We start from the raw sequence: 18,902 nt of genomic DNA, 5'->3' as shown, positions 1-18,902 counted from the left end.
TTTGGTGTTTAATATTTTCGAATGAAGCTTTCAGTTTTGCAATATATATTTAAATAACTAAAACACCCATAATCGCCATACAGTTATATTTGAGATTTAATAATGAGTTTAAAAGCACAGATTGATGCCTATAACGTGCAAAAAGAAGCGAAGCTACCTAGCGATGTATTAGCCCTTATGGCGCAGACAAATGAAGAGCTCATTGCTCAGCATATAAAAGATAATGCGCTACAGGTAGGCGCTAAAGTAAGCAATTTCAGTTTAAACAATCATAGCGCTGAGCAAGTTGAGCTCGCTGATTTATTAAATAATGGCCCGGTAATAATTAGCTTTTACCGTGGTAACTGGTGTCCATATTGTAATTTAGAGCTAAAAGCACTTAATGATCACTTACCCGAATTTAAAACGCACAATGCGCAGTTAGTTGCAATATCGCCACAATTACCCGACGAGACGTTATCTAGCGCACAAAAAAATGCCCTTGAATTCGATGTGCTTTCAGATATTAATAACAAGGTAGCCGAGCAATTTGGTTTACTGTTTACTTTAGATGAACGTATTGTGGCGCTTTATAGCCAGTTTGGTATTGATTTTGAAAAGTACTACGGCAATAAAAGTTATACATTACCCTTACCAGCAACCTATGTAATTAACCAAAAAGGCATAATTACGTATGCCTTTTTAAACGAAGACTATACCCTACGCGCAGAGCCTACTGATGTATTGGCAGCCCTTGAATCGGAGCAACACTAATGTCTATTTTAAAATCGTTAAAAACCTTTACCCTATCACTACTTGTTGGTACTAGCCTTGCCTCTGGCTACGCTATGGCTGAGGAGCCACAGGCACAAGTGAAACCTAAAGTACTTATTTTTGATGTAAACGAAACCTTGTTAGATTTAACCTCCATGCGCACCTCTATTGGTAAAGCGCTTGGCGGGCGTGAGGATTTATTACCGCTTTGGTTTTCGACCATGTTACATCATTCACTCGTTGATACTGTAAGTGGTAATTACCACGATTTTGGTCAAATTGGCGTTGCATCGCTGCGCATGGTTGCCAAAAATAACAACATAGCCATTACTAATGAACAAGCAAAAACAGCCATTGTCACCCCGCTTTTAACCCTACCTCCTCACAAAGATGTGAAAGAAGGACTGGCAAAACTCAAAGCACAGGGCTATAAGTTAGTAAGTCTGACAAATTCTTCAAACAAAGGCGTTAAAGCCCAGTTTGAGAGCGCTGGATTAATGTCGTTCTTTGATGCGCGTTACAGCATTGAAGATATTAAAATTTATAAACCAGACTTACGTGCCTATGAGTGGGTGCTGACAAAATTAAATGTAAAAGCAAATGAAGCAATGATGGTAGCGGCGCACGGTTGGGATGTAGCAGGAGCTAAAGAAGCCGGGTTACAAACAACCTTTATCGCCCGCCCAGGTAAAACACTTTACCCACTGGCAAAAAAACCAGACCACGTTGTGAAAGATTTACATGAATTAGCCGCTCTACTTAAATAAGCACTCCCAGCGCTAATTAATCAATACCCAAGCGGCCGATGTTAGGATGATATTGGCCGCTTTTTTATTAGGGCGTGTTGATTTTTGATAATTGAATTTGCAGCAGCGTGTTTGGTTTTTAGGCAAGGCAGAGCCTATCAAGTGTAGTTATTCCATATAAATAGGCGAAACGCCGGAGCAGTTATCGTGCCCACGAGGTTACAAACCTCACGCCGCGATTTAAACGCCCCTAGATTGAACAAATTTCAATCCGCAAAGTTCAACACGCCCTAATCAACCTTCTTAAAAACTGGCTTATAAACAAACCATTTAGCATTTTTATCTGCTAGCAATTTACTCCCCACAACGCTACTATTTAATGAATACGCAGTGGAGATAATTATGAACAGTCAAAGATTAAGCGAATTTGAAGAATACTTTCAAATAAATGAAAGCATTCGAGTAAACTTATTTGCTGTAGAAAATCAGTTAGTGCCGCAATCTCAACTCGCGCTTGAAGACGACATACCTCCGCTATTTAAGCTAGCTAACGAAGTCAGTGAGCTTGAACAGGCCTCTTTAAGACCCCTTAGAAACCTAGGCGATTTAGCACAAGAGCTGGCGGCTTTTTTACAAGCACAGTCGCGTAAAATCGATTTAATAATGAGCCACATTTTAGCATCAGAGCAAGCTCAAGATAACGCCATACAGTGCGATAGCTACGGCGGAGGCGGTATTCGCTTTACTTCGCCTGATGTATACGCAATAGGCCAAGCATTTAGAACAAAGCTATTTTTGCACCACGAAGCCTCAGCCGTTTACTGTTATACAGAAGTTGTGGCCGTTGAAAAACAAGACAGCGAACATTACCAATACACATTACTGTTTACTGCAATAAGAACCACAGACCAAGAATTAGTTGTCAGAGCCAGCTTACATGCACAAACACGCCAGCTAAAAAAACGCCAAGAACTCGAGCAAATTGACGATGATTCTAGCAGCGATAAATAGCTGACATATGCATGTAAAATGCTAAACTAGCGCCACCGTAATTTGTATAAAAACTTCATGAACTTTAGACTTTTACCTGAATGGGCTGAGCAAGACGCCGTTATGCTTACCTGGCCCCATGCACAGACCGACTGGGCTGATACGCTTGAACGCGTAGAGCCTGTTTATGTTGAGCTTGCAACGCATATCACAGCCGTGCAGCAGCTTGTTATTGTTGCCCATAACACGGCGCTTAAAAGCCACATTACTGCCTTGCTAACAAAAGCGAATATAAACTTAAGCCACGTGCACTTTGTTGTTACACCAACAAACGATACCTGGGCACGCGATCACGGCCCTATTACCTGCGCAAATATTAACGACGCTCGCCAACTTAAAATTTACGACTTTATCTTTAATGGCTGGGGTAATAAGTTCGAAAGTGCCCTCGATAATAAAATTAACGCAGTACTGGTAAACCAGCTAAGTAATCCAAACACTGATTACCAAGCCCTAAATGTGGTACTTGAAGGTGGCGGCATTGAAATTAACGAACACGGTGTGTTGCTTACAACCAGCGAATGTTTACTGAATAAAAACCGCAACCCCGATTTATCATCAGGCGATATAGAGTCAATTTTAACAACACATTTAGGCGCAACTGACTTTTTATGGGTAGATCATGGCTACCTAGCCGGTGACGATACCGACAGCCATATCGATACACTGGTACGTTTTGCCCCCAATAATACACTTGTGTATGTTAAGTGCGATGCTAAAGAAGATGAGCACTTTAACGCATTAGATGCGATGGAAAAGCAGCTGCAAAGCTTTAAAACGCAAAATAATACCCCATATACGTTAATTGATTTGCCGTGGCCAAAACCAGTGTTTGATGATGACAACACCCGTTTACCGGCAACGTACGCAAACTACTTGATTATCAATAATACGGTTTTAGTCCCGACGTATAACGATGACAACGACGCACTGGCGCTAGCGCAAGTTCAAAAAGCGTACCCAACGCACACTATTATTGGCGTTAATTGCCTACCTATTATTGAACAATTTGGTAGTTTACATTGCATTACCATGCAATTACCTCGTGGATTTTTAGCTGGAGCAGCACAATGACAAGCCCTGCAAAATTAACCGTTGCCTTAGTGCAACAAACTAACAGTGATAACGCCTGCCAAAATATGGCAAAGTCGATTGCTGGCATTCGTGATGCTGCTAAGCAAGGCGCACAGCTTGTGGTTTTGCAAGAGCTGCATCGTAGTCTGTATTTTTGCCAAACAGAAGATGTTGATGTATTTGACCTAGCCGAAACAATTCCGGGCCCAAGCACAAATACACTGGGCGAGCTTGCTAAAGAGCTAGGCATCGTTATTGTGGCTTCACTGTTTGAAAAACGTGCCACTGGGCTTTATCACAATACCGCGGTGGTACTTGAAAAAGACGGCACCATTGCGGGTAAATACCGTAAAATGCACATTCCTGATGACCCTGGCTTTTACGAAAAATTTTACTTTACCCCAGGCGATTTAGGCTTTGAGCCAATTCAAACCTCAGTAGGTAAATTAGGTGTATTAGTATGCTGGGATCAATGGTTCCCTGAAGCGGCCCGTTTAATGGCCATGGCTGGCGCAGAAGTATTAATTTACCCAACCGCAATAGGCTGGGACCCACGTGATGATAACGCAGAGCAAACACGCCAAAAAGACGCGTGGGTAATAAGCCAACGTGCGCATGCGGTTGCGAACGGCGTACCCGTTATTAGCTGTAACCGTGTAGGGCACGAAAACGACCCTAGCGGACAAAGCGAAGGTATACAATTTTGGGGTAACTCGTTTATTGCAGGGCCTCAAGGCGAAATGCTCTCAGAGGCGAACAATACTGATGAGCAAATTTTAGTAGTAGAACTTGATCAAAAAGCCTCTGAAAACGTAAGACGTATATGGCCGTACTTACGTGACCGCAGAATTGATCACTATCAAGACTTAACAAAAATTTACCGAGACTAAATAACTGCATGGCGTTTGTGAGCAAACGCCAACTAAAAAATGGAGCACTAAATGGCGTTTGAGCAATGGGCAGCCTTGCCGTGGGTAAAATCTCAAAAAGATAAAATTCAATGGGGGCAGCTAACTGGCAGTGCACTAAGTATAGCCATTGCAGAAGGTGTAAAACAGCAAAACGATTTAGTGCTTATAGTTACGCCAGATACGCCAAGCGCATTGCGACTTGAAACCGAGCTCGAATACTTATTGCCAGATAACCCGGTAATGGTATTTCCTGATTGGGAAACCTTGCCGTATGACCATTTCTCTCCCCACCAAGATATTATTTCAGCGCGCTTAGCCACTTTAAACACTTTAAAAAACGAGCAGCAAAGCGTACTTATAGTGCCTGTATCTACGTTAATGCTACGTACTGCGCCTGCTTCGTTTATTTATGGCTCTACCCTTAATTTTAAAGTAGGCGATAAACTCGACACCCATAACCTGCGCAGTAATTTAGAACAAGCAGGGTATTTAAACGTTCAACAGGTAATGGAGCACGGCGAATACGCAATACGTGGCTCTATTGTTGATTTGTATCCAATGGGCAGTGTTCACCCATTTAGGCTCGACTTTTTTGACGATGAACTCGACTCTATTCGTTTATTTGACGTAGAAACCCAGCGCTCAGATGAAAAAGTAGAGAAAATTGAGTTACTTCCCGCGCATGAATTTCCAACCAACGAAGCAGACGTTGAGCGTTTTAGAATAAATTATCGCGATAAATTTGGTGCCAGCTCAGAGCAAGACTCTGTTTACATGCAAGTAAGCAAAGGTACTTGGCCTGCCGGTATTGAATACTACATGCCGCTGTTTTTTGAAAAGCTTGCCACCATTTTTGATTACTTGCCAAACACCACTACGGTTATGCAACTAGGTGATTTAGAACACGCCGCAGATACCTTTTGGCACGATGTAAACGTACGCTACGAAAACCGTAAAGTAGATCCCCTGCGTCCACTACTGGCGCCCAGCGAGTTGTATCAACCTATTAATGAGTTGTTTTCTAATTTAGGTGAATTTGCACGAATACGTTTATCGCAAGCTAAATTACCCACTAAAGCAGGCAATAAAAACTTAAATGTGAGCGAGCTGCCCGCAGTAAGAATCGATCATAAACAACACGAACCCTACGGCGCATTTATTAACTATGTGGCAGAACAAAAAAAGAAGAAAAGCCGTATTTTATTAAGTGTTGAGTCTGATGGTCGCCGCGAGTCTTTATTAAGTGTGCTTAAGCCAAGCGGCTTAAAGTTTAAAGAATTTGAAAGCTTACAGAAATTTACACAAAGCCAAAGTGATGTAGGCTTAATTGTAAGCCCTCTTGAGCAAAGTGTTGTACTGGGCACAAAACCTAGCCTTTCTATTATTACCGAGCAAGAGCTGTTAGGTATTAAGGTGTCGCAACGCAGGCGCCGTAAACATAAATACGAAGCAAGCCAAGATGCGTTAATTCGCAACTTAGCCGAGCTTAAAGAGGGCCAGCCAATTGTTCACCTTGACCACGGTGTTGGCCGCTATCAAGGCCTGCAAACAATTGACGCAGCAGGCGTAATCACTGAGTTTGTTACCATTACCTATGCCGGTGAAGCAAAACTGTATGTGCCGGTATCGGCACTGCATATGCTAAGCCGTTATTCGGGCGGTGAAGAATCAAGCGCCCCGCTTCACAAACTTGGCTCAGATGCGTGGGAGAAAGCCAAAAAGCGTGCCGCCGAAAAAGTACGCGACGTAGCCGCGGAGCTGTTAGATATTTACGCACAGCGCCAAGCAAAACCAGGTAATAAATTTGCACTCGATGGGCAAAGCTATCGCCAATTTAGCGACAGCTTCCCATTTGAAGAAACCGACGATCAGCGTAATGCTATTGAAGCCGTACTTGGTGATATGCAATCAAAACTTGCTATGGACCGTTTAGTGTGTGGTGATGTAGGCTTTGGGAAAACAGAAGTGGCTATGCGCGCCGCGTTTGTAGCGGTTAACGATAACAAACAAGTAGCCGTGTTAGTACCAACCACCCTGCTGGCTCAGCAACATTATGAAAACTTTAAAGACCGCTTTGCCGATTTCCCTATCGAAGTGGGAGTGTTGTCGCGCTTTAATTCAACTAAAGAGCAAAAAGACACGCTTGAAAAAATGGCCGACGGTAAACTTGATATCGTTATTGGAACGCATAAGTTAATTCAGCAAGATATTAAATTTAACGACTTAGGTTTACTGATTGTTGATGAAGAGCACCGCTTTGGTGTGCGCCAAAAAGAAAAAATAAAGTCATTACGTGCTGATGTAGATATATTAACGCTTACTGCAACGCCTATTCCGCGTACTTTAAATATGGCGATGAGCGGCATGCGTGATTTATCAATTATTGCCACCCCACCTGCTAAGCGTTTAGCAGTTAAAACCTTTGTACGCCAACGCGACAGCGACTTAATACGCGAAGCCATACTGCGTGAAATTAAACGCGGCGGCCAAGTGTACTTTTTGCATAACAATGTTGAGACTATTGAGCGAGTCTCGCAAGAGATCAGCGAATGGGTGCCAGAGGCTAGTGTCACCTCTGCTCATGGGCAAATGCGCGAGCAAGAACTTGAGCAAATAATGACAGACTTTTATCATCAAAAATACAATGTACTGGTATGTACCACCATTATCGAAACCGGTATTGATGTGCCTACTGCTAATACTATTATTATGGACAGAGCCGATAAACTTGGCCTTGCGCAATTACACCAGTTACGCGGTCGTGTTGGGCGAAGCCACCACCAAGCGTATGCTTATTTATTAACAGGCGATGCTAAAGCACTTTCTAAAGATGCCACCAAACGCTTACAGGCAATCGAGTCGTTGGAAGATTTAGGTGCAGGTTTTGCCCTTGCTACACATGATTTAGAAATACGTGGTGCGGGTGAGCTATTAGGCGACGATCAATCAGGGCAAATGCAAACTATTGGCTTTAGCTTGTATATGGAAATGCTAGAGCAAGCGGTTAATGCCCTTAAAAATGGTAAAGAGCCAACGCTTGAAAACCTGCTTCAGCAGCAAACTGAAGTTGATTTAAAACTCCCTGCCTTACTACCTGATGATTACATACACGATGTTAATGCGCGTTTAGGTATGTACAAGCGCATTGCAAGTTGTGATAACCTTGCCGATATGGACGAATTACAAGTAGAGCTAATAGACCGCTTTGGTTTATTACCTGATGCCACTAAAAACCTATTTAGTATGCAGCAACTAAAAATGCGTGCTAGCGATTTAGGAATTACAAAAATAGAGGCAAACCCTAAAGGGGGCTACTTTGAATTTAGCCAAAATACGAAGGTTAATCCTAGCTTCATCATAGGCTTGATACAAAGTGCACCCCATGTGTACAAAATGGATGGCGCAAATAAATTGCGCTTTGCGATTAATGAGGTAAACCCTCGTGAACGCTTAAAAATGGTCACTGCAATGATTGCAGATTTCGAAAAAAAGGTTAGCCATTAATGTTGCTAAAAAAATCGCTTATCGTGTTATGTTGCTTATTTAGCAGCACCGCATTTGCAGAACGTTGGTTTGAAGTAGAAGTGCTGGTATTTAAACAGCGCCCTGCCCCCTATTTACAAGAAGACTTTAGCTTAAAGCACGAGCCCATTAAGGCGAAAAATACGTTAGAGCTACTCACCCCTTTATACACAGAGCAAGCTATGCAGGCATGTATAGATGGCGATAGTCGCTTTCAAAAACGCTCGTTTACCGATTCTTTAGTTAATGCCAACCCACAATCGGGTGTGTGTGATAACAGTATCGACTTTATGCAAAGTTACGACGAGTTGCCCGTTACGCCATTAGCACCGGCACAAGATACGATGGATGAGCCCTATTTACTCGCACCAGAGCAATTACAATTTACTGCCCAGCGCCGCGCTTTAGACAGAAAAGGTTTAGCCCCGCTACTACATACCGGCTGGCGCTTTGAAGGGGCAAGTAAATCGCGTGCGCCTAGCATACATTTAATTTCTGGGGATCATATAAAACGCGACGTTAACACTACGCCTAATTATTCAAATCCCGACTTTATTAGCTTAGTACAAAGTAAGCCACAGCTATTTGATACCTCAGAGCAGCCCCTAAGCTATTGGGAGCTAGATGGTTTATTTAAAATACATTTACGCCACTACCTTTACATAACCGCTGATTTTGACGTAAACGAAAAACTACCTAATGGGGATATAGAATCGGCCCGCTTTTCACAATTTAAACGTGTAATTAGTGGTGAAATCCATTACTTTGATCATCCTCGTATGGGCATGATTGTACAAATACGAAAGTATAAACACTAAATCAATAGGACATAACAATGAAAAAACTCCTGATCATCGCAGCAACGCTAAGCCTGGCAGCTTGTTCAAAAGTAAGCCTAGAAAACTACGAAAAAATTGAAGTTGGCATGGATAAAGCCGAAGTAGAAGCTATTTTAGGCTCTGCTGATAACTGCGTAGAAAAAACCCTACATACTAATTGTGTATGGGGTGATGAGTCTAAAAACATTGAAATAACACTCGTTTCAGACAAGGTAACTATTTATTCTAAGCACGGTATAACACAGTAATACTGCGCTAAATTAGGTAAATTTACATGACACTAAGGGATAGCCGTTGCTATCCCTTTTTTATTTTCTATTTTTTAGAGTAAATAAGTTCAATATTAACTATTTTACTGCGATTAAGGGTTATTTTGTAACGCTGGTATAAAATTCTTTCCTCGTCTTTTAATACCATCACCAAATTTAACTGGTAGCGCCTTTCAACCGCTTGCTTTGATATTTTATTACCATCTAAATGATACAGCTTGCCCTCACCGCGTTTTAAATACCGTGCAAAGGGCGCCAAATTAAAGCGCATACTTTGCTGTAGAGTATCGTAGCCTGGTAAAAACTCTTTAGCTGAAACACGTGTTTCACTGGCAAAATGCAGCCACTGCGCGGCTAGCTTGTTTTGCTGACGCCTTTTTGAAAATATTGTTTTTACTTCACTAGGGATTTTTTTAAAACGCATATACTCAAGCCACACAAACTGACTTGCAACGCGGTCTTTAGTGATGCTGTTTTTAAATACAAACCGCCATTTAGGACGCCCCCGCACAATAGCGCGCCAAATTACCCGCGTAATGTCTTCTTTAAATATTTCTCGCAAGCCGTAAATAACCCCTAATATTAAAATAAGGGTAGCGGTCACTTCGGTAAAGGTTGAGCGCGCGTTAAGTATAACCACCATTACAAATGCCATAATGACAGCTGTAACCGTGCCTTTTACTAAACGCTTTAGGTAACTATTTAAATAACGCGTATTGCGATGCAAAATAACGCCGTGCTCTATTAAGCGCTGTAGTAAACGCATTTTATTCGTGATGCGGTTACCATCTTGCAACGTAGTTTCTGAGTTGTAATTTTGCTCAAACCTATATGTATTTTCGTTTTTACAAAATTGCAGTAAGTCGTTGCGCTCTTTCGCAAAGTCACTGCTGCGCGGCCCTTCATCTAATAGCTTTAAAAACGACTGCTCCACATGCCAACTTAAATAGTTATCGGCATTGGTGTAAAACGGCACCAGTTTTTCATCATCGGGGGTATATCTGCGCAGCTTTTTTAGCAGCCCTTCACTTTGCTCAAACAGCTCTTGTGCACGGGCATAAAAAGCATCCACTTCTTGAATTTTTAATGCATCTTTAATATCAGCGTCGAGCGCTAAACGCACCTGATAACAGTACAAATTAAGGTTTTGGCGGTAATCTTGTTGCTCACCTTTGTTTTTACTAACAAAGCGGCTACGCACTAAGGGTAAGTGTATGTTTTTAGCGTTATAAGCTAAGTGCGATTTAAAGTGGTTATTAAAATAAGACTCTTCACTGAGGGTTTGCACGTTTATACCCATTTCATTGGGTATAGAAAAATACAGGTCGATACGCTGCTCAGAGCGAGGGGATAACTCTGGTTCTATGACAAAAGATAAATTTTCGTCTTGTTTTATCAAACAACTCTCCTTTTATTGAGTGTATAAGTGTACTGGTCTCCTTAATTTTGTTCAATAAAAAAGGCCCAGTAAACACTGAGCCTTAATACGATTAATGTGCTAATTAAAACTTAACGTTTACACCAGCAAATACACGGCGACCTAGTACATCGTATGTGTACGGGTCAGTGTTAGAATCGTTGTTACCTGTGTAGTAAGGAGGTTGCTTATCAAATAAGTTGTTAACACCTGCTGTAACTGACACAGTCTCGTTAAAGATGTAAGCACCGCTTATGTCATGGTATACAACTGAAGGCGTTGTAGGCGCATAACATGATGACTCATCACCTTGACAGCTGTAGCTATCCATTCCTGCAATGTAGCGTGCTTTGTAGTTTGCGTTCCAAGCATCGCCTTTCACAGTTAGTTCAAAGTTAGCTTTAACATCTGCATAACCACCGATACCAGAAGTAATTAAACCAGCGTAATCAATGCTTGATTCAACAACATCTACTAGGTACTCGTCTAGGTAAGTAACATCTAGTGATGTATTCCACGCAAGACCAGCTGCATCAAATGTGTAGTTTAAGTTTAAGTCGTAGCCTTTAGTTTGCTCGTAACCTACGTTTTGTAGTTGGTTATTAAAAGCAATACGGCCAGTGCTTTGGTTAAACGATACCGCAGCAGAGCTACATAACGCAGTACTTTGGTTAGCTAATGAACCATCTGTTGCTAAACAAGAGTCAACAATGTATTGGTTGTTAACAGTAGCAATTGCGTTTTCAATTTCAATGTCGTAGTAATCTAACGTCATTGAGAAACCTTCAAACCACTCTGGCTCGTACACAATACCCGCTGTTAGCGTATCAGCTTCTTCAGGCGTTAATTGGTCATTACCACCAACAGTTACTTCTGCTTGGTCTTGTGCACCAGGGAAGCTAACTTGTTCAAACGAAGGTGAATTACCTGAGTATAGCTCAGCTACTGTAGGCGCACGGAATGCTGTAGAACGAACACCACGTAGCATTACTTCGTCGTTTACACGCCAAGTTAAACCAAGTTTCCATGTTTCGTCAGAACCAAAAGTGCTGTAATCGAAAGCACGGATTGCAGTGCTTAGTTCAACGTTTTGCGCTAAGAACGCATCGCTAACTAAAGGAATTGCAAGCTCTAAGTACGCTTCGTTTACGTCAAAACGACCGCTTGTAGGCTCAACACGTGGGTCGTTTGCAAGACCTTGTGACGTGATTGAATCTGGGATGTACCATGCTTTTTCTTCACGGCGCTCAACACCAGCAGCAAACCCTACGTAACCTGCAGGAAGTTCCATTACTTCACCAGCTAATGATGCAGTGAACATTAGTAATTGGCTACCACCTGAGTTTTGCTCAGTGTAAACGTAATCGCTTAAGTTCTCAGCAGACCAAGAAGATTGCATAAGTGGGTTAAAGTCACCCGCTTCGATTGCATCTTGGATAGAGCCCATGTTGTGAAGGTTGCTTAAACGGTCAACTGAATCGTTACGACCAAAAATTACAGACACATCCCAATCGTAACCACTGTCAAGGTAACCTGCAGCACCTACTACAGTACGAACAGTGTCAACAACTTGTGAGAAATCACGAGTACCTGTGTCTGTCATACGACGACCGTAAGAAACTTCATCACCGTAGTTAATATTGTGGCTTGTTAGTGAATCGCCCATTTCTTCAGTGTAATCAAAGTCAAACCATACTGGCTGTGGTGCCATTTGTTGCTCTGACCAACGCTTAGAGTATGTGAATTCTGAGTATAAACGCGTGTCATCTGTTAAATCGAAGCTACCGATACCTGTAAGGTTTAAACGACGCATAGGCGTGTATAGGTAGCTGTCTGATGAGTAGTTGTACGCATCATCAGAACCAAAGTCATGCCAACCGTTGTCTGCTTGACCTTGTAGTGATTCATCACCTGACCATACGTGGCCATTTGGCGTGTATGAAGAACCAGAACAGTAAGGTGCACTGCCGTCGCCATCTTCAGTTAATGGACAATCAGAGAAGCTACGATCTGCTTGAGATGCGTCACCACGGTCAGTGTACTGAAGACCGATTACAACGTTACCACGACCAAAGCTACCACCCATAGTGATATCGAAAGACGTTTCATCAGCATCACCTTCTGTAGTGATTGCAGATTTAACATTTAAGTCTAAACCTTCAAAGTCATCTTTTAAGATGATGTTTACAACACCTGCTACCGCATCAGTACCGTATACTGCAGATGCACCATCTTTAAGTACTTCAATGTGCTTGATCATTGAAACAGGAATAGTGTTTAAATCAACAGTAGAGGCAGCACCTGTGCCTGAGTTGATCATACGACGGCCATTTACAAGTACTAATGTACGTTGTGAACCTAAACCACGTAAATCGATAGAAGCATTACCACCAGAACCATTATTGATACCTGGGTTGGTCATTGCACCACCAGTAGCAGTCATTTTTTGTAATACGGCATCAACCGAAACTGCACCGGTTGCAGCAATGTCATCTGCACCGATTAAAGTAACTGGGCTAGCGGTTTCCATATCTGCGCGCTTAATGCGAGAACCCGTTACTTGAATTTTTTCAATAGCGTTTGCGCCGTCTTCGGCCGCTACTACTTGCATACTTGAGAACATTGGGATTGCTGCGATTACAGCTAAACCAAGAGTTGATTTTTTCATGAATAAACCCTACTTGTTGGAAATTTACCTTGATTGGTAATGCTCACTTTTTATAAGAATTGTGAGTCAGGGGGGCAACTTAGGCTGAGCTAACTGAACAAAAACTTAATGGAAGATCGTTATATATACAACACCAAAAAAGAATAACCAAAAAAGGTACAAAGGTTATAACTTGTTGCAGTGTTAACTAAAAAAAACAATTAAAAATCATTGAGATAAGACAAACGAAAAGCAATTAAAACACACCTGAAATCAAAGTTATGCAGATTGTAATCAAATGTAATTAATGGATAAATATACCCTTTTTAGAAAAATTAACATATTAATCACAGCGCATTAGTAAAACCGTAAAGCTGTAATAAAATTAATAACCATAAATATGCAGATTTACCGCTTAAATAGTCTTATTAAGCTATTTATTTAGTTTTTTTGGTAATATTTTTTGTTCAGCGAGACTTCAACGTTTGCTCGGATCGGGAGGAGTTATTTGATTTAGCAAATCATTAGAGGGTCTTAATTTGAGGGCGTTTAGCTTTATTAAAATAGTTATCATGGAAGTAAGCAGGATTTACTTTTTTACATGCCCAGTAATGCAAGTAATACGCTTTTACTATAAACATGACGAAGCCCCCCTATTACCGTAAGGCAATTCACTCCATAACAAGAACGAGCAAGCACACCAACATAAAACAGATGAGAATGAAAAAAAAGGTTACAGCATACAAGGCAGCAAAGAGGTTTAAATGTGTGTTAGTGCTTTAAATACAATTTTATACACCTACTATTGCAGCGCTGCATATATAAGAAGTACCGCTAAATAGTAGTGCCTTATTATTGTAATACCTTATTAATAGCTGATTTTTGTTATGCGCCAGCTAAAAAATGATTGGCAGGAAAAAGGTGCCTTAATACGTTACATAAAAATTATAAAAGTGAGTGATTTGCTCACCAGTTTGAACATTGCTTAAATTAAGCACCAGTTGCCACAGCATATTTTGCTCAGAGCATATGCCCACCATAGTGTCACTTTTATAAATAGTTGCTTCTTTAGTGAACTTTTGCGGAATAAAACCCATATACATGGTTATACTTTCAAGCTTAGCGTTATCTATTTTTAGGTGGGCGGGTAAATCAAGGTAAATACTAAAGGGGGTTTCGGGGGTAATATTTTTATCACTTAACCATACTTTAACACCGGTATTATAAATACAGCGCTGATTCGTGTCGCAATTTGTTTTTAACAGTGCTTTTTGATCTTTTTGATTGGCATTGTCACAGCCTGTTAATACAAAAAACAGCATTAAAAACAAAGATAATCTATATATATGCATAACAAATCCGCGCTAAATAAAAACAAATATTAATTAGCATGCTTTGAAATAACAATAGCCAGTGTGATGTTTGGTTAATATAGGTACAATCTGTATCAAAAAATAAACAACAAACTCACAAACTTTGATTGATGTCATAATTTTATGTAATTGACCTATCTTTTTTAGGCCAAAAAATTTATCATTTCACCCGCAAAAAATAAGGGTTTCTCGAGTTTGTTTTCTGAAGCATTCAGGCTTTGAACGTTTTAGGTAATACGCTTGGGGAAAATAGTAGGCCCCACTTTAAACGGTGGGTAATTCATTTCTAAACGCATTTATTGCAGCGGAAGCCAGAAAATGAGCCAAACAGTAGCATCACAAACTGAGTATAACTATAAAGTTGTACGCCAATTCGCTATTATGACAGTGATTTGGGGCATCGTTGGCATGAGTATTGGGGTTCTGATTGCTGCCCAATTAGCTTGGCCAGCACTTAACTTTGATACACCATGGTTAACATACTCTCGACTACGTCCGTTACACACGAACGCAGTAATTTTCGCATTTGGTACCAGTGCACTTTTTGCGACGTCTTATTACGTCGTTCAACGTACTTGTCAAACGCGCCTTTTCTCAGACAAACTCGCCGCTTTTTCTTTTTGGGGTTGGCAGCTTGTTATTGTATTAGCCGTAATTACATTACCACTGGGTATTACTAGCTCTAAAGAATATGCAGAGCTTGAGTGGCCAATCGATATTTTAATCGCGGTAGTATGGATAGTTTACGCAGTGGTATTTTTTGGTACGCTGATCAAACGTAAAGTATCGCACATCTACGTTGCTAACTGGTTTTACGCTGGCTTTATTATTACTGTTGCAGTGCTACACATTGTAAACAGCATGGCAGTGCCTGTGTCGTTAACTAAATCATACTCAATCTACGCAGGTGCGGTAGATGCAATGGTTCAGTGGTGGTACGGTCACAACGCTGTAGGTTTCCTACTAACGGCTGGTTTCTTAGGTATGATGTACTACTTTGTACCAAAGCAAGCAGGTCGCCCAGTTTATTCTTACCGTTTATCGGTAGTTCACTTTTGGGCACTTATTTCACTTTACATTTGGGCAGGTCCTCACCACCTTCACTACACTGCGCTTCCTGATTGGACGCAAAGTTTAGGTATGGTTATGTCTATTATCCTATTTGTACCGTCTTGGGGTGGTATGATTAACGGTATAATGACGCTTTCTGGCGCTTGGCATAAGCTACGTACCGACCCAGTACTGCGTTTCTTAGTTGTTTCATTGTCTTTCTACGGTATGTCTACGTTTGAAGGCCCAATGATGGCAATTAAATCTGTAAATGCATTATCTCACTACACAGATTGGACTATCGGCCACGTACACTCAGGTGCACTAGGTTGGGTTGCGATGATTTCAATTGGTGCTATTTACCACCTTATTCCTGCGTTATTCGCACAAGGTCGTATGTACAGCGTTAAATTGGTTAACACGCACTTTTGGTTACACACAGTAGGTGTTGTACTTTACATTGTTGCAATGTGGATCTCAGGTGTTATGCAAGGTCTAATGTGGCGCGCAGTTAACTCTGACGGTACATTAATGTACAGCTTTGTTCAGTCTTTAGAAGCATCACATCCTTTCTATATTATGCGCTTTGTAGGCGGTGTATTCATCGTTACAGGTATGTTAGTTATGGCTTACAACGTTCTGCGTACAATTTCAGCTGAGAAAGAATCACTGAAGTTAGACGCGCAAGCACAATTAGCATAACGGAGTGAGATGATGAGCAATAAAAATTCACAAAACAAACATGAAATAGTAGAAAAGAACGTTGGCCTAATGGCTATTCTGACTGTTTTTGCTATTAGTTTTGGTGCATTAGTTGAAATTACTCCGCTAATGTTCCAAGACGATACAACAAAACCTGTAGAAGGTTTGCGCCCACTTAACGCGCTTGAAATGGAAGGTCGTGACATTTATGTACGTGAAGGTTGTTATAACTGTCACTCACAAATGATCCGCCCTTTTCGCGATGAAGTTGAGCGTTACGGTCACTACTCTGTAGCGGGCGAATCAGTATGGGATCACCCTTTCCAATGGGGTTCTAAACGTACTGGTCCTGACCTTGCACGTGTAGGTAACCGTTACTCGGACGATTGGCATTATGCACACTTAGTTGACCCACGCGCCGTGGTTCCTGAGTCGAACATGCCAGGTTTTCCTTGGTTAGCAGAGACTAAGGTTGATACCAGCCTGACTCTGAAAAAACTACAAATTTTCCGTGATACTTTTGCTATTAACCCAGAAAACCCTAAACACCCGGGTTTAGGTTATGGCAGCGACGAAGAGCTACAAGCAGATGTTGATAAAGTTAACGCTATGAATAACGGCGAAGGCGCAACAGAAATGCAAGCCCTAATCGCGTATTTACAGCAACTTGGCACCCACTTGAAGTAATTATTATGGATTACGGAACATACAGAGGCATTTTGACTCTGGTAATTTTAGTATTGTTTATTGTGATTGTTGTATGGGCATACAGCAAGCGTAGCAAAAATCGTTTTGATGACGCTGCTAATGCCATTTTCGAAGATGAAAAAAAACATAACAACACACTCTCTAACGAGGAAAAGGAGTCTGAAAAATGACTAGCTTTTGGAGTATTTGGGTTATTGTATTAACCCTAGCCTGCTTAATCATCATTTTTAGCTTATTAGTTTGGAACCTTAAAAACTATGCTGGCGTAAAAGAAGGTGAAGACTGCGGACATGAATATGACGGCATTACCGAACTAAATAATCCACTCCCAAAATGGTGGACGTACATGTTCTTCGCAACATTTATTTGGTCGGTATATTACTTAGCAGCTTATCCAGGTTTAGGTAACTGGGAAGGCTTAGGTAAATGGACAAGCTCTAACCAAGGTATTACCTCTTTAGCGGAATCTAAAGAAGCCACGGCTAAAGCAAAAGAAGAAGGCCGCTATGTAAAGCTTGATAAAGAATACGAAGCAGCACAAGAGCGCTTTGGTCCTATTTTTAACAAGCTTGCACAAGTACCAGTATTAGATTTAGTTAACTCTAAATTTGAAGGTGATGCAGCGCAGCAAGTAGCCCTTGAAAATGGCGAAAAGCATGAACAAACAGACGGCCAGTTAGCACTTGAAATTGGTCAGCGTTTATTCTCGCAAAACTGTGCGCAATGTCATGGTTCAGATGCACGTGGTGCAACTGGCTTCCCTAACCTAACTGATAAAGATTGGTTATACGGTGGCTCACCAGACAAAATTAAAGAAACACTTCTTTATGGTCGTGTAGCCGCAATGCCTTCTTGGAGTGCAGCACTTGGTGAGCAAGGCGTTAAAGAAATGACAGCCCACGTACTTAGCTTGTCTGGTCGTACTGTTAACCAAAAAGATGCCGCTGCAGGTGCCGCTAAGTTTGCGATGTGTGCCGCGTGTCACGGTGCAGATGGTAAAGGCTCTGTTGCACATAACTTACCGTTTGGTGCACCAAATCTTACAGATAACATTTGGTTATACGGTGGCTCTCAACGCGCTGTTGAAGAAACCCTTAACCATGGCCGCGCCGGTGTAATGCCAGCATGGAAAGACATTTTAGGTGAAGATAAAATTCACCTGTTAACTGCCTATGTTTACAGTTTATCGCAAGATAAATAAACACTGAGTTAACTATTAATTAATCTTTTTATTTCAACAGATTAATCCAGATCAAAAAAGCCTCCAGTCGGAGGCTTTTTTTTAGTCTTTTACAAATATTTGCTATAAAATAGCCCTACCTAAACTAATTTTAGAGCAACTATGCAACCTACTCCGTGGTATAAAAATTTTTGGCCTTGGTTTTTAATCTTTTTTCCGCTAGCGGCTATTATCGGGTGCATAACCTTAATTATTACTGCTGTGGGCAACGGCCCAGATATGGTGGTTGATGATTACTATAAAAAAGGCAAAGCAATAAACTTAGAACTTACTAAGTTTGAAAAAGCCAAAGCACTGTTTTTACATGGCAAGCTTAATGTTACAAACGAGCGTGCCAGTTTTGCCTTTACCAAAGGCGATTATAGTAACGTACACGCTTTAAAGCTGTCTTTTTATCATCGCACCATCAAAGCGCATGACTTTGAAGCAACGCTTACCCCTAATGCAAATAAAGAATTTACTGCCCTTTTAGATAACTACACACCAGGTGCTTACTCTGTCTTTATAGAGCCGGTGGATGGTAGTTGGAAGTTAAAAGAAAACATTACTCTTCCTACAGAGCAGCCTTTGTTAGTTACCCCAAATTATAAGTAGCCACCAC

The 18,902-nt window shown here is 41.2% G+C and carries 16 protein-coding genes; 13 read left to right on the top strand and 3 right to left on the bottom strand.

All coding sequences use genetic code 11. The features are described 5' to 3' along the window. The first annotated feature begins 102 nt into the window (after positions 1 to 102). The 8 genes from PSH54_RS07565 to PSH54_RS07530 all read left to right on the top strand — a co-directional run bounded on the left by PSH54_RS07565 (position 103) and on the right by PSH54_RS07530 (position 9,143). Complete coding sequence (locus PSH54_RS07565; RefSeq protein ID WP_273605840.1) at positions 103 to 753, top strand: peroxiredoxin-like family protein; 651 nt, start codon at positions 103 to 105, stop codon at positions 751 to 753. Beyond that, a complete protein-coding gene (locus PSH54_RS07560) occupies positions 753 to 1,520 on the top strand; it encodes a haloacid dehalogenase type II (RefSeq protein WP_264390913.1) in 768 nt (255 codons plus the stop codon). The genes PSH54_RS07565 and PSH54_RS07560 overlap by 1 nt, the downstream gene beginning before the upstream one ends. 381 nt (positions 1,521 to 1,901) lie before the next feature. Beyond that, positions 1,902 to 2,510, top strand: coding sequence for a PilZ domain-containing protein (locus tag PSH54_RS07555; RefSeq protein WP_024032596.1), 609 nt, complete (start codon positions 1,902 to 1,904; stop codon positions 2,508 to 2,510). Positions 2,511 to 2,567: 57 nt separating this feature from the next. After that, on the top strand, positions 2,568 to 3,623 hold the full coding sequence (locus PSH54_RS07550; RefSeq protein ID WP_096041897.1) for an agmatine deiminase family protein: 1,056 nt from the start codon (positions 2,568 to 2,570) through the stop codon (positions 3,621 to 3,623). Continuing rightward, the gene (locus PSH54_RS07545) at positions 3,620 to 4,513 is read left to right on the top strand and encodes a carbon-nitrogen hydrolase (protein WP_004588908.1); all 894 of its coding nucleotides are present in this window, start codon (positions 3,620 to 3,622) and stop codon (positions 4,511 to 4,513) included. The genes PSH54_RS07550 and PSH54_RS07545 overlap by 4 nt, the downstream gene beginning before the upstream one ends. Before the next feature lie 51 nt (positions 4,514 to 4,564). Then, positions 4,565 to 8,038 (top strand): transcription-repair coupling factor, encoded by a 3,474-nt coding sequence (mfd, locus tag PSH54_RS07540; RefSeq protein WP_096739776.1) that lies wholly within the window; start codon positions 4,565 to 4,567, stop codon positions 8,036 to 8,038. Next, entirely contained in the window at positions 8,038 to 8,874 is an 837-nt protein-coding gene (locus PSH54_RS07535) for a peptidoglycan binding protein CsiV (RefSeq protein WP_248461313.1), read from the top strand. Before mfd ends, PSH54_RS07535 begins: the two co-directional genes overlap by 1 nt. 17 nt (positions 8,875 to 8,891) lie before the next feature. Beyond that, positions 8,892 to 9,143: a hypothetical protein gene (locus PSH54_RS07530; protein ID WP_004588905.1), complete on the top strand. Its 252-nt coding sequence runs from the start codon at positions 8,892 to 8,894 to the stop codon at positions 9,141 to 9,143. Positions 9,144 to 9,210: 67 nt separating this feature from the next. On the opposite strand, the gene PSH54_RS07525 is transcribed toward PSH54_RS07530, so the two are convergent. From PSH54_RS07525 to PSH54_RS07515, 3 genes are all read right to left on the bottom strand, one after another. Beyond that, on the bottom strand, positions 9,211 to 10,563 hold the full coding sequence (locus PSH54_RS07525; RefSeq protein ID WP_273605839.1) for a hypothetical protein: 1,353 nt from the start codon (positions 10,561 to 10,563) through the stop codon (positions 9,211 to 9,213). Between the two features lie 103 nt (positions 10,564 to 10,666). Further along, positions 10,667 to 13,249, bottom strand: coding sequence for a TonB-dependent receptor (locus tag PSH54_RS07520; RefSeq protein ID WP_029774528.1), 2,583 nt, complete (start codon positions 13,247 to 13,249; stop codon positions 10,667 to 10,669). A 905-nt stretch (positions 13,250 to 14,154) separates the two neighbouring features. Next, a complete protein-coding gene (locus tag PSH54_RS07515) occupies positions 14,155 to 14,580 on the bottom strand; it encodes a hypothetical protein (protein ID WP_273605838.1) in 426 nt (141 codons plus the stop codon). A 339-nt stretch (positions 14,581 to 14,919) separates the two neighbouring features. On the opposite strand from PSH54_RS07515, the gene ccoN reads away from it, so the two are divergent. The 5 genes from ccoN (at position 14,920) to PSH54_RS07490 (ending at position 18,895) form a co-directional block, all read left to right on the top strand. Then, the gene (gene ccoN / locus PSH54_RS07510) at positions 14,920 to 16,353 is read left to right on the top strand and encodes a cytochrome-c oxidase, cbb3-type subunit I (RefSeq protein WP_004588826.1); all 1,434 of its coding nucleotides are present in this window, start codon (positions 14,920 to 14,922) and stop codon (positions 16,351 to 16,353) included. Positions 16,354 to 16,365: 12 nt separating this feature from the next. Then, entirely contained in the window at positions 16,366 to 17,040 is a 675-nt protein-coding gene (gene ccoO, locus PSH54_RS07505; protein ID WP_004588825.1) for a cytochrome-c oxidase, cbb3-type subunit II, read from the top strand. A gap of 5 nt (positions 17,041 to 17,045) precedes the next feature. Continuing rightward, positions 17,046 to 17,231, top strand: a complete 186-nt coding sequence (locus PSH54_RS07500) for a CcoQ/FixQ family Cbb3-type cytochrome c oxidase assembly chaperone (RefSeq protein WP_004588824.1) — start codon at positions 17,046 to 17,048, stop codon at positions 17,229 to 17,231. Next, positions 17,228 to 18,262 (top strand): cytochrome-c oxidase, cbb3-type subunit III, encoded by a 1,035-nt coding sequence (ccoP, locus tag PSH54_RS07495; protein ID WP_054982343.1) that lies wholly within the window; start codon positions 17,228 to 17,230, stop codon positions 18,260 to 18,262. Before PSH54_RS07500 ends, ccoP begins: the two co-directional genes overlap by 4 nt. A 141-nt stretch (positions 18,263 to 18,403) precedes the next feature. Continuing rightward, on the top strand, positions 18,404 to 18,895 hold the full coding sequence (locus PSH54_RS07490; RefSeq protein WP_004588822.1) for a FixH family protein: 492 nt from the start codon (positions 18,404 to 18,406) through the stop codon (positions 18,893 to 18,895). The last annotated feature ends 7 nt before the right edge of the window (positions 18,896 to 18,902 follow it).

Origin of the sequence: Pseudoalteromonas sp. Angola-30 (assembly GCF_028599215.1) — a bacterium.
Taxonomy (GTDB): domain Bacteria; phylum Pseudomonadota; class Gammaproteobacteria; order Enterobacterales; family Alteromonadaceae; genus Pseudoalteromonas; species Pseudoalteromonas atlantica.
The sequence above is the reverse complement of the archived record's forward strand: the minus strand, read 5'-3'. Positions and strand labels throughout refer to the sequence as shown.

What these genes read in the sequence shown, in the direction of transcription:
- PSH54_RS07490 (WP_004588822.1), top strand. Translation starts at nt 18,404, where the DNA reads ATGCAACCTACTCCGTGGTATAAAAATTTTTGGCCTTGGTTTTTAATC.
- PSH54_RS07530 (WP_004588905.1), top strand. Translation starts at nt 8,892, where the DNA reads ATGAAAAAACTCCTGATCATCGCAGCAACGCTAAGCCTGGCAGCTTGT.
- ccoN (WP_004588826.1), top strand. Translation starts at nt 14,920, where the DNA reads ATGAGCCAAACAGTAGCATCACAAACTGAGTATAACTATAAAGTTGTA.
- ccoO (WP_004588825.1), top strand. Translation starts at nt 16,366, where the DNA reads ATGAGCAATAAAAATTCACAAAACAAACATGAAATAGTAGAAAAGAAC.
- PSH54_RS07555 (WP_024032596.1), top strand. Translation starts at nt 1,902, where the DNA reads ATGAACAGTCAAAGATTAAGCGAATTTGAAGAATACTTTCAAATAAAT.
- PSH54_RS07500 (WP_004588824.1), top strand. Translation starts at nt 17,046, where the DNA reads ATGGATTACGGAACATACAGAGGCATTTTGACTCTGGTAATTTTAGTA.
- PSH54_RS07535 (WP_248461313.1), top strand. Translation starts at nt 8,038, where the DNA reads ATGTTGCTAAAAAAATCGCTTATCGTGTTATGTTGCTTATTTAGCAGC.
- mfd (WP_096739776.1), top strand. Translation starts at nt 4,565, where the DNA reads ATGGCGTTTGAGCAATGGGCAGCCTTGCCGTGGGTAAAATCTCAAAAA.
- PSH54_RS07565 (WP_273605840.1), top strand. Translation starts at nt 103, where the DNA reads ATGAGTTTAAAAGCACAGATTGATGCCTATAACGTGCAAAAAGAAGCG.
- PSH54_RS07560 (WP_264390913.1), top strand. Translation starts at nt 753, where the DNA reads ATGTCTATTTTAAAATCGTTAAAAACCTTTACCCTATCACTACTTGTT.
- PSH54_RS07545 (WP_004588908.1), top strand. Translation starts at nt 3,620, where the DNA reads ATGACAAGCCCTGCAAAATTAACCGTTGCCTTAGTGCAACAAACTAAC.
- PSH54_RS07520 (WP_029774528.1), bottom strand. Translation starts at nt 13,249, where the DNA reads ATGAAAAAATCAACTCTTGGTTTAGCTGTAATCGCAGCAATCCCAATG.
- PSH54_RS07515 (WP_273605838.1), bottom strand. Translation starts at nt 14,580, where the DNA reads ATGCATATATATAGATTATCTTTGTTTTTAATGCTGTTTTTTGTATTA.
- ccoP (WP_054982343.1), top strand. Translation starts at nt 17,228, where the DNA reads ATGACTAGCTTTTGGAGTATTTGGGTTATTGTATTAACCCTAGCCTGC.
- PSH54_RS07550 (WP_096041897.1), top strand. Translation starts at nt 2,568, where the DNA reads ATGAACTTTAGACTTTTACCTGAATGGGCTGAGCAAGACGCCGTTATG.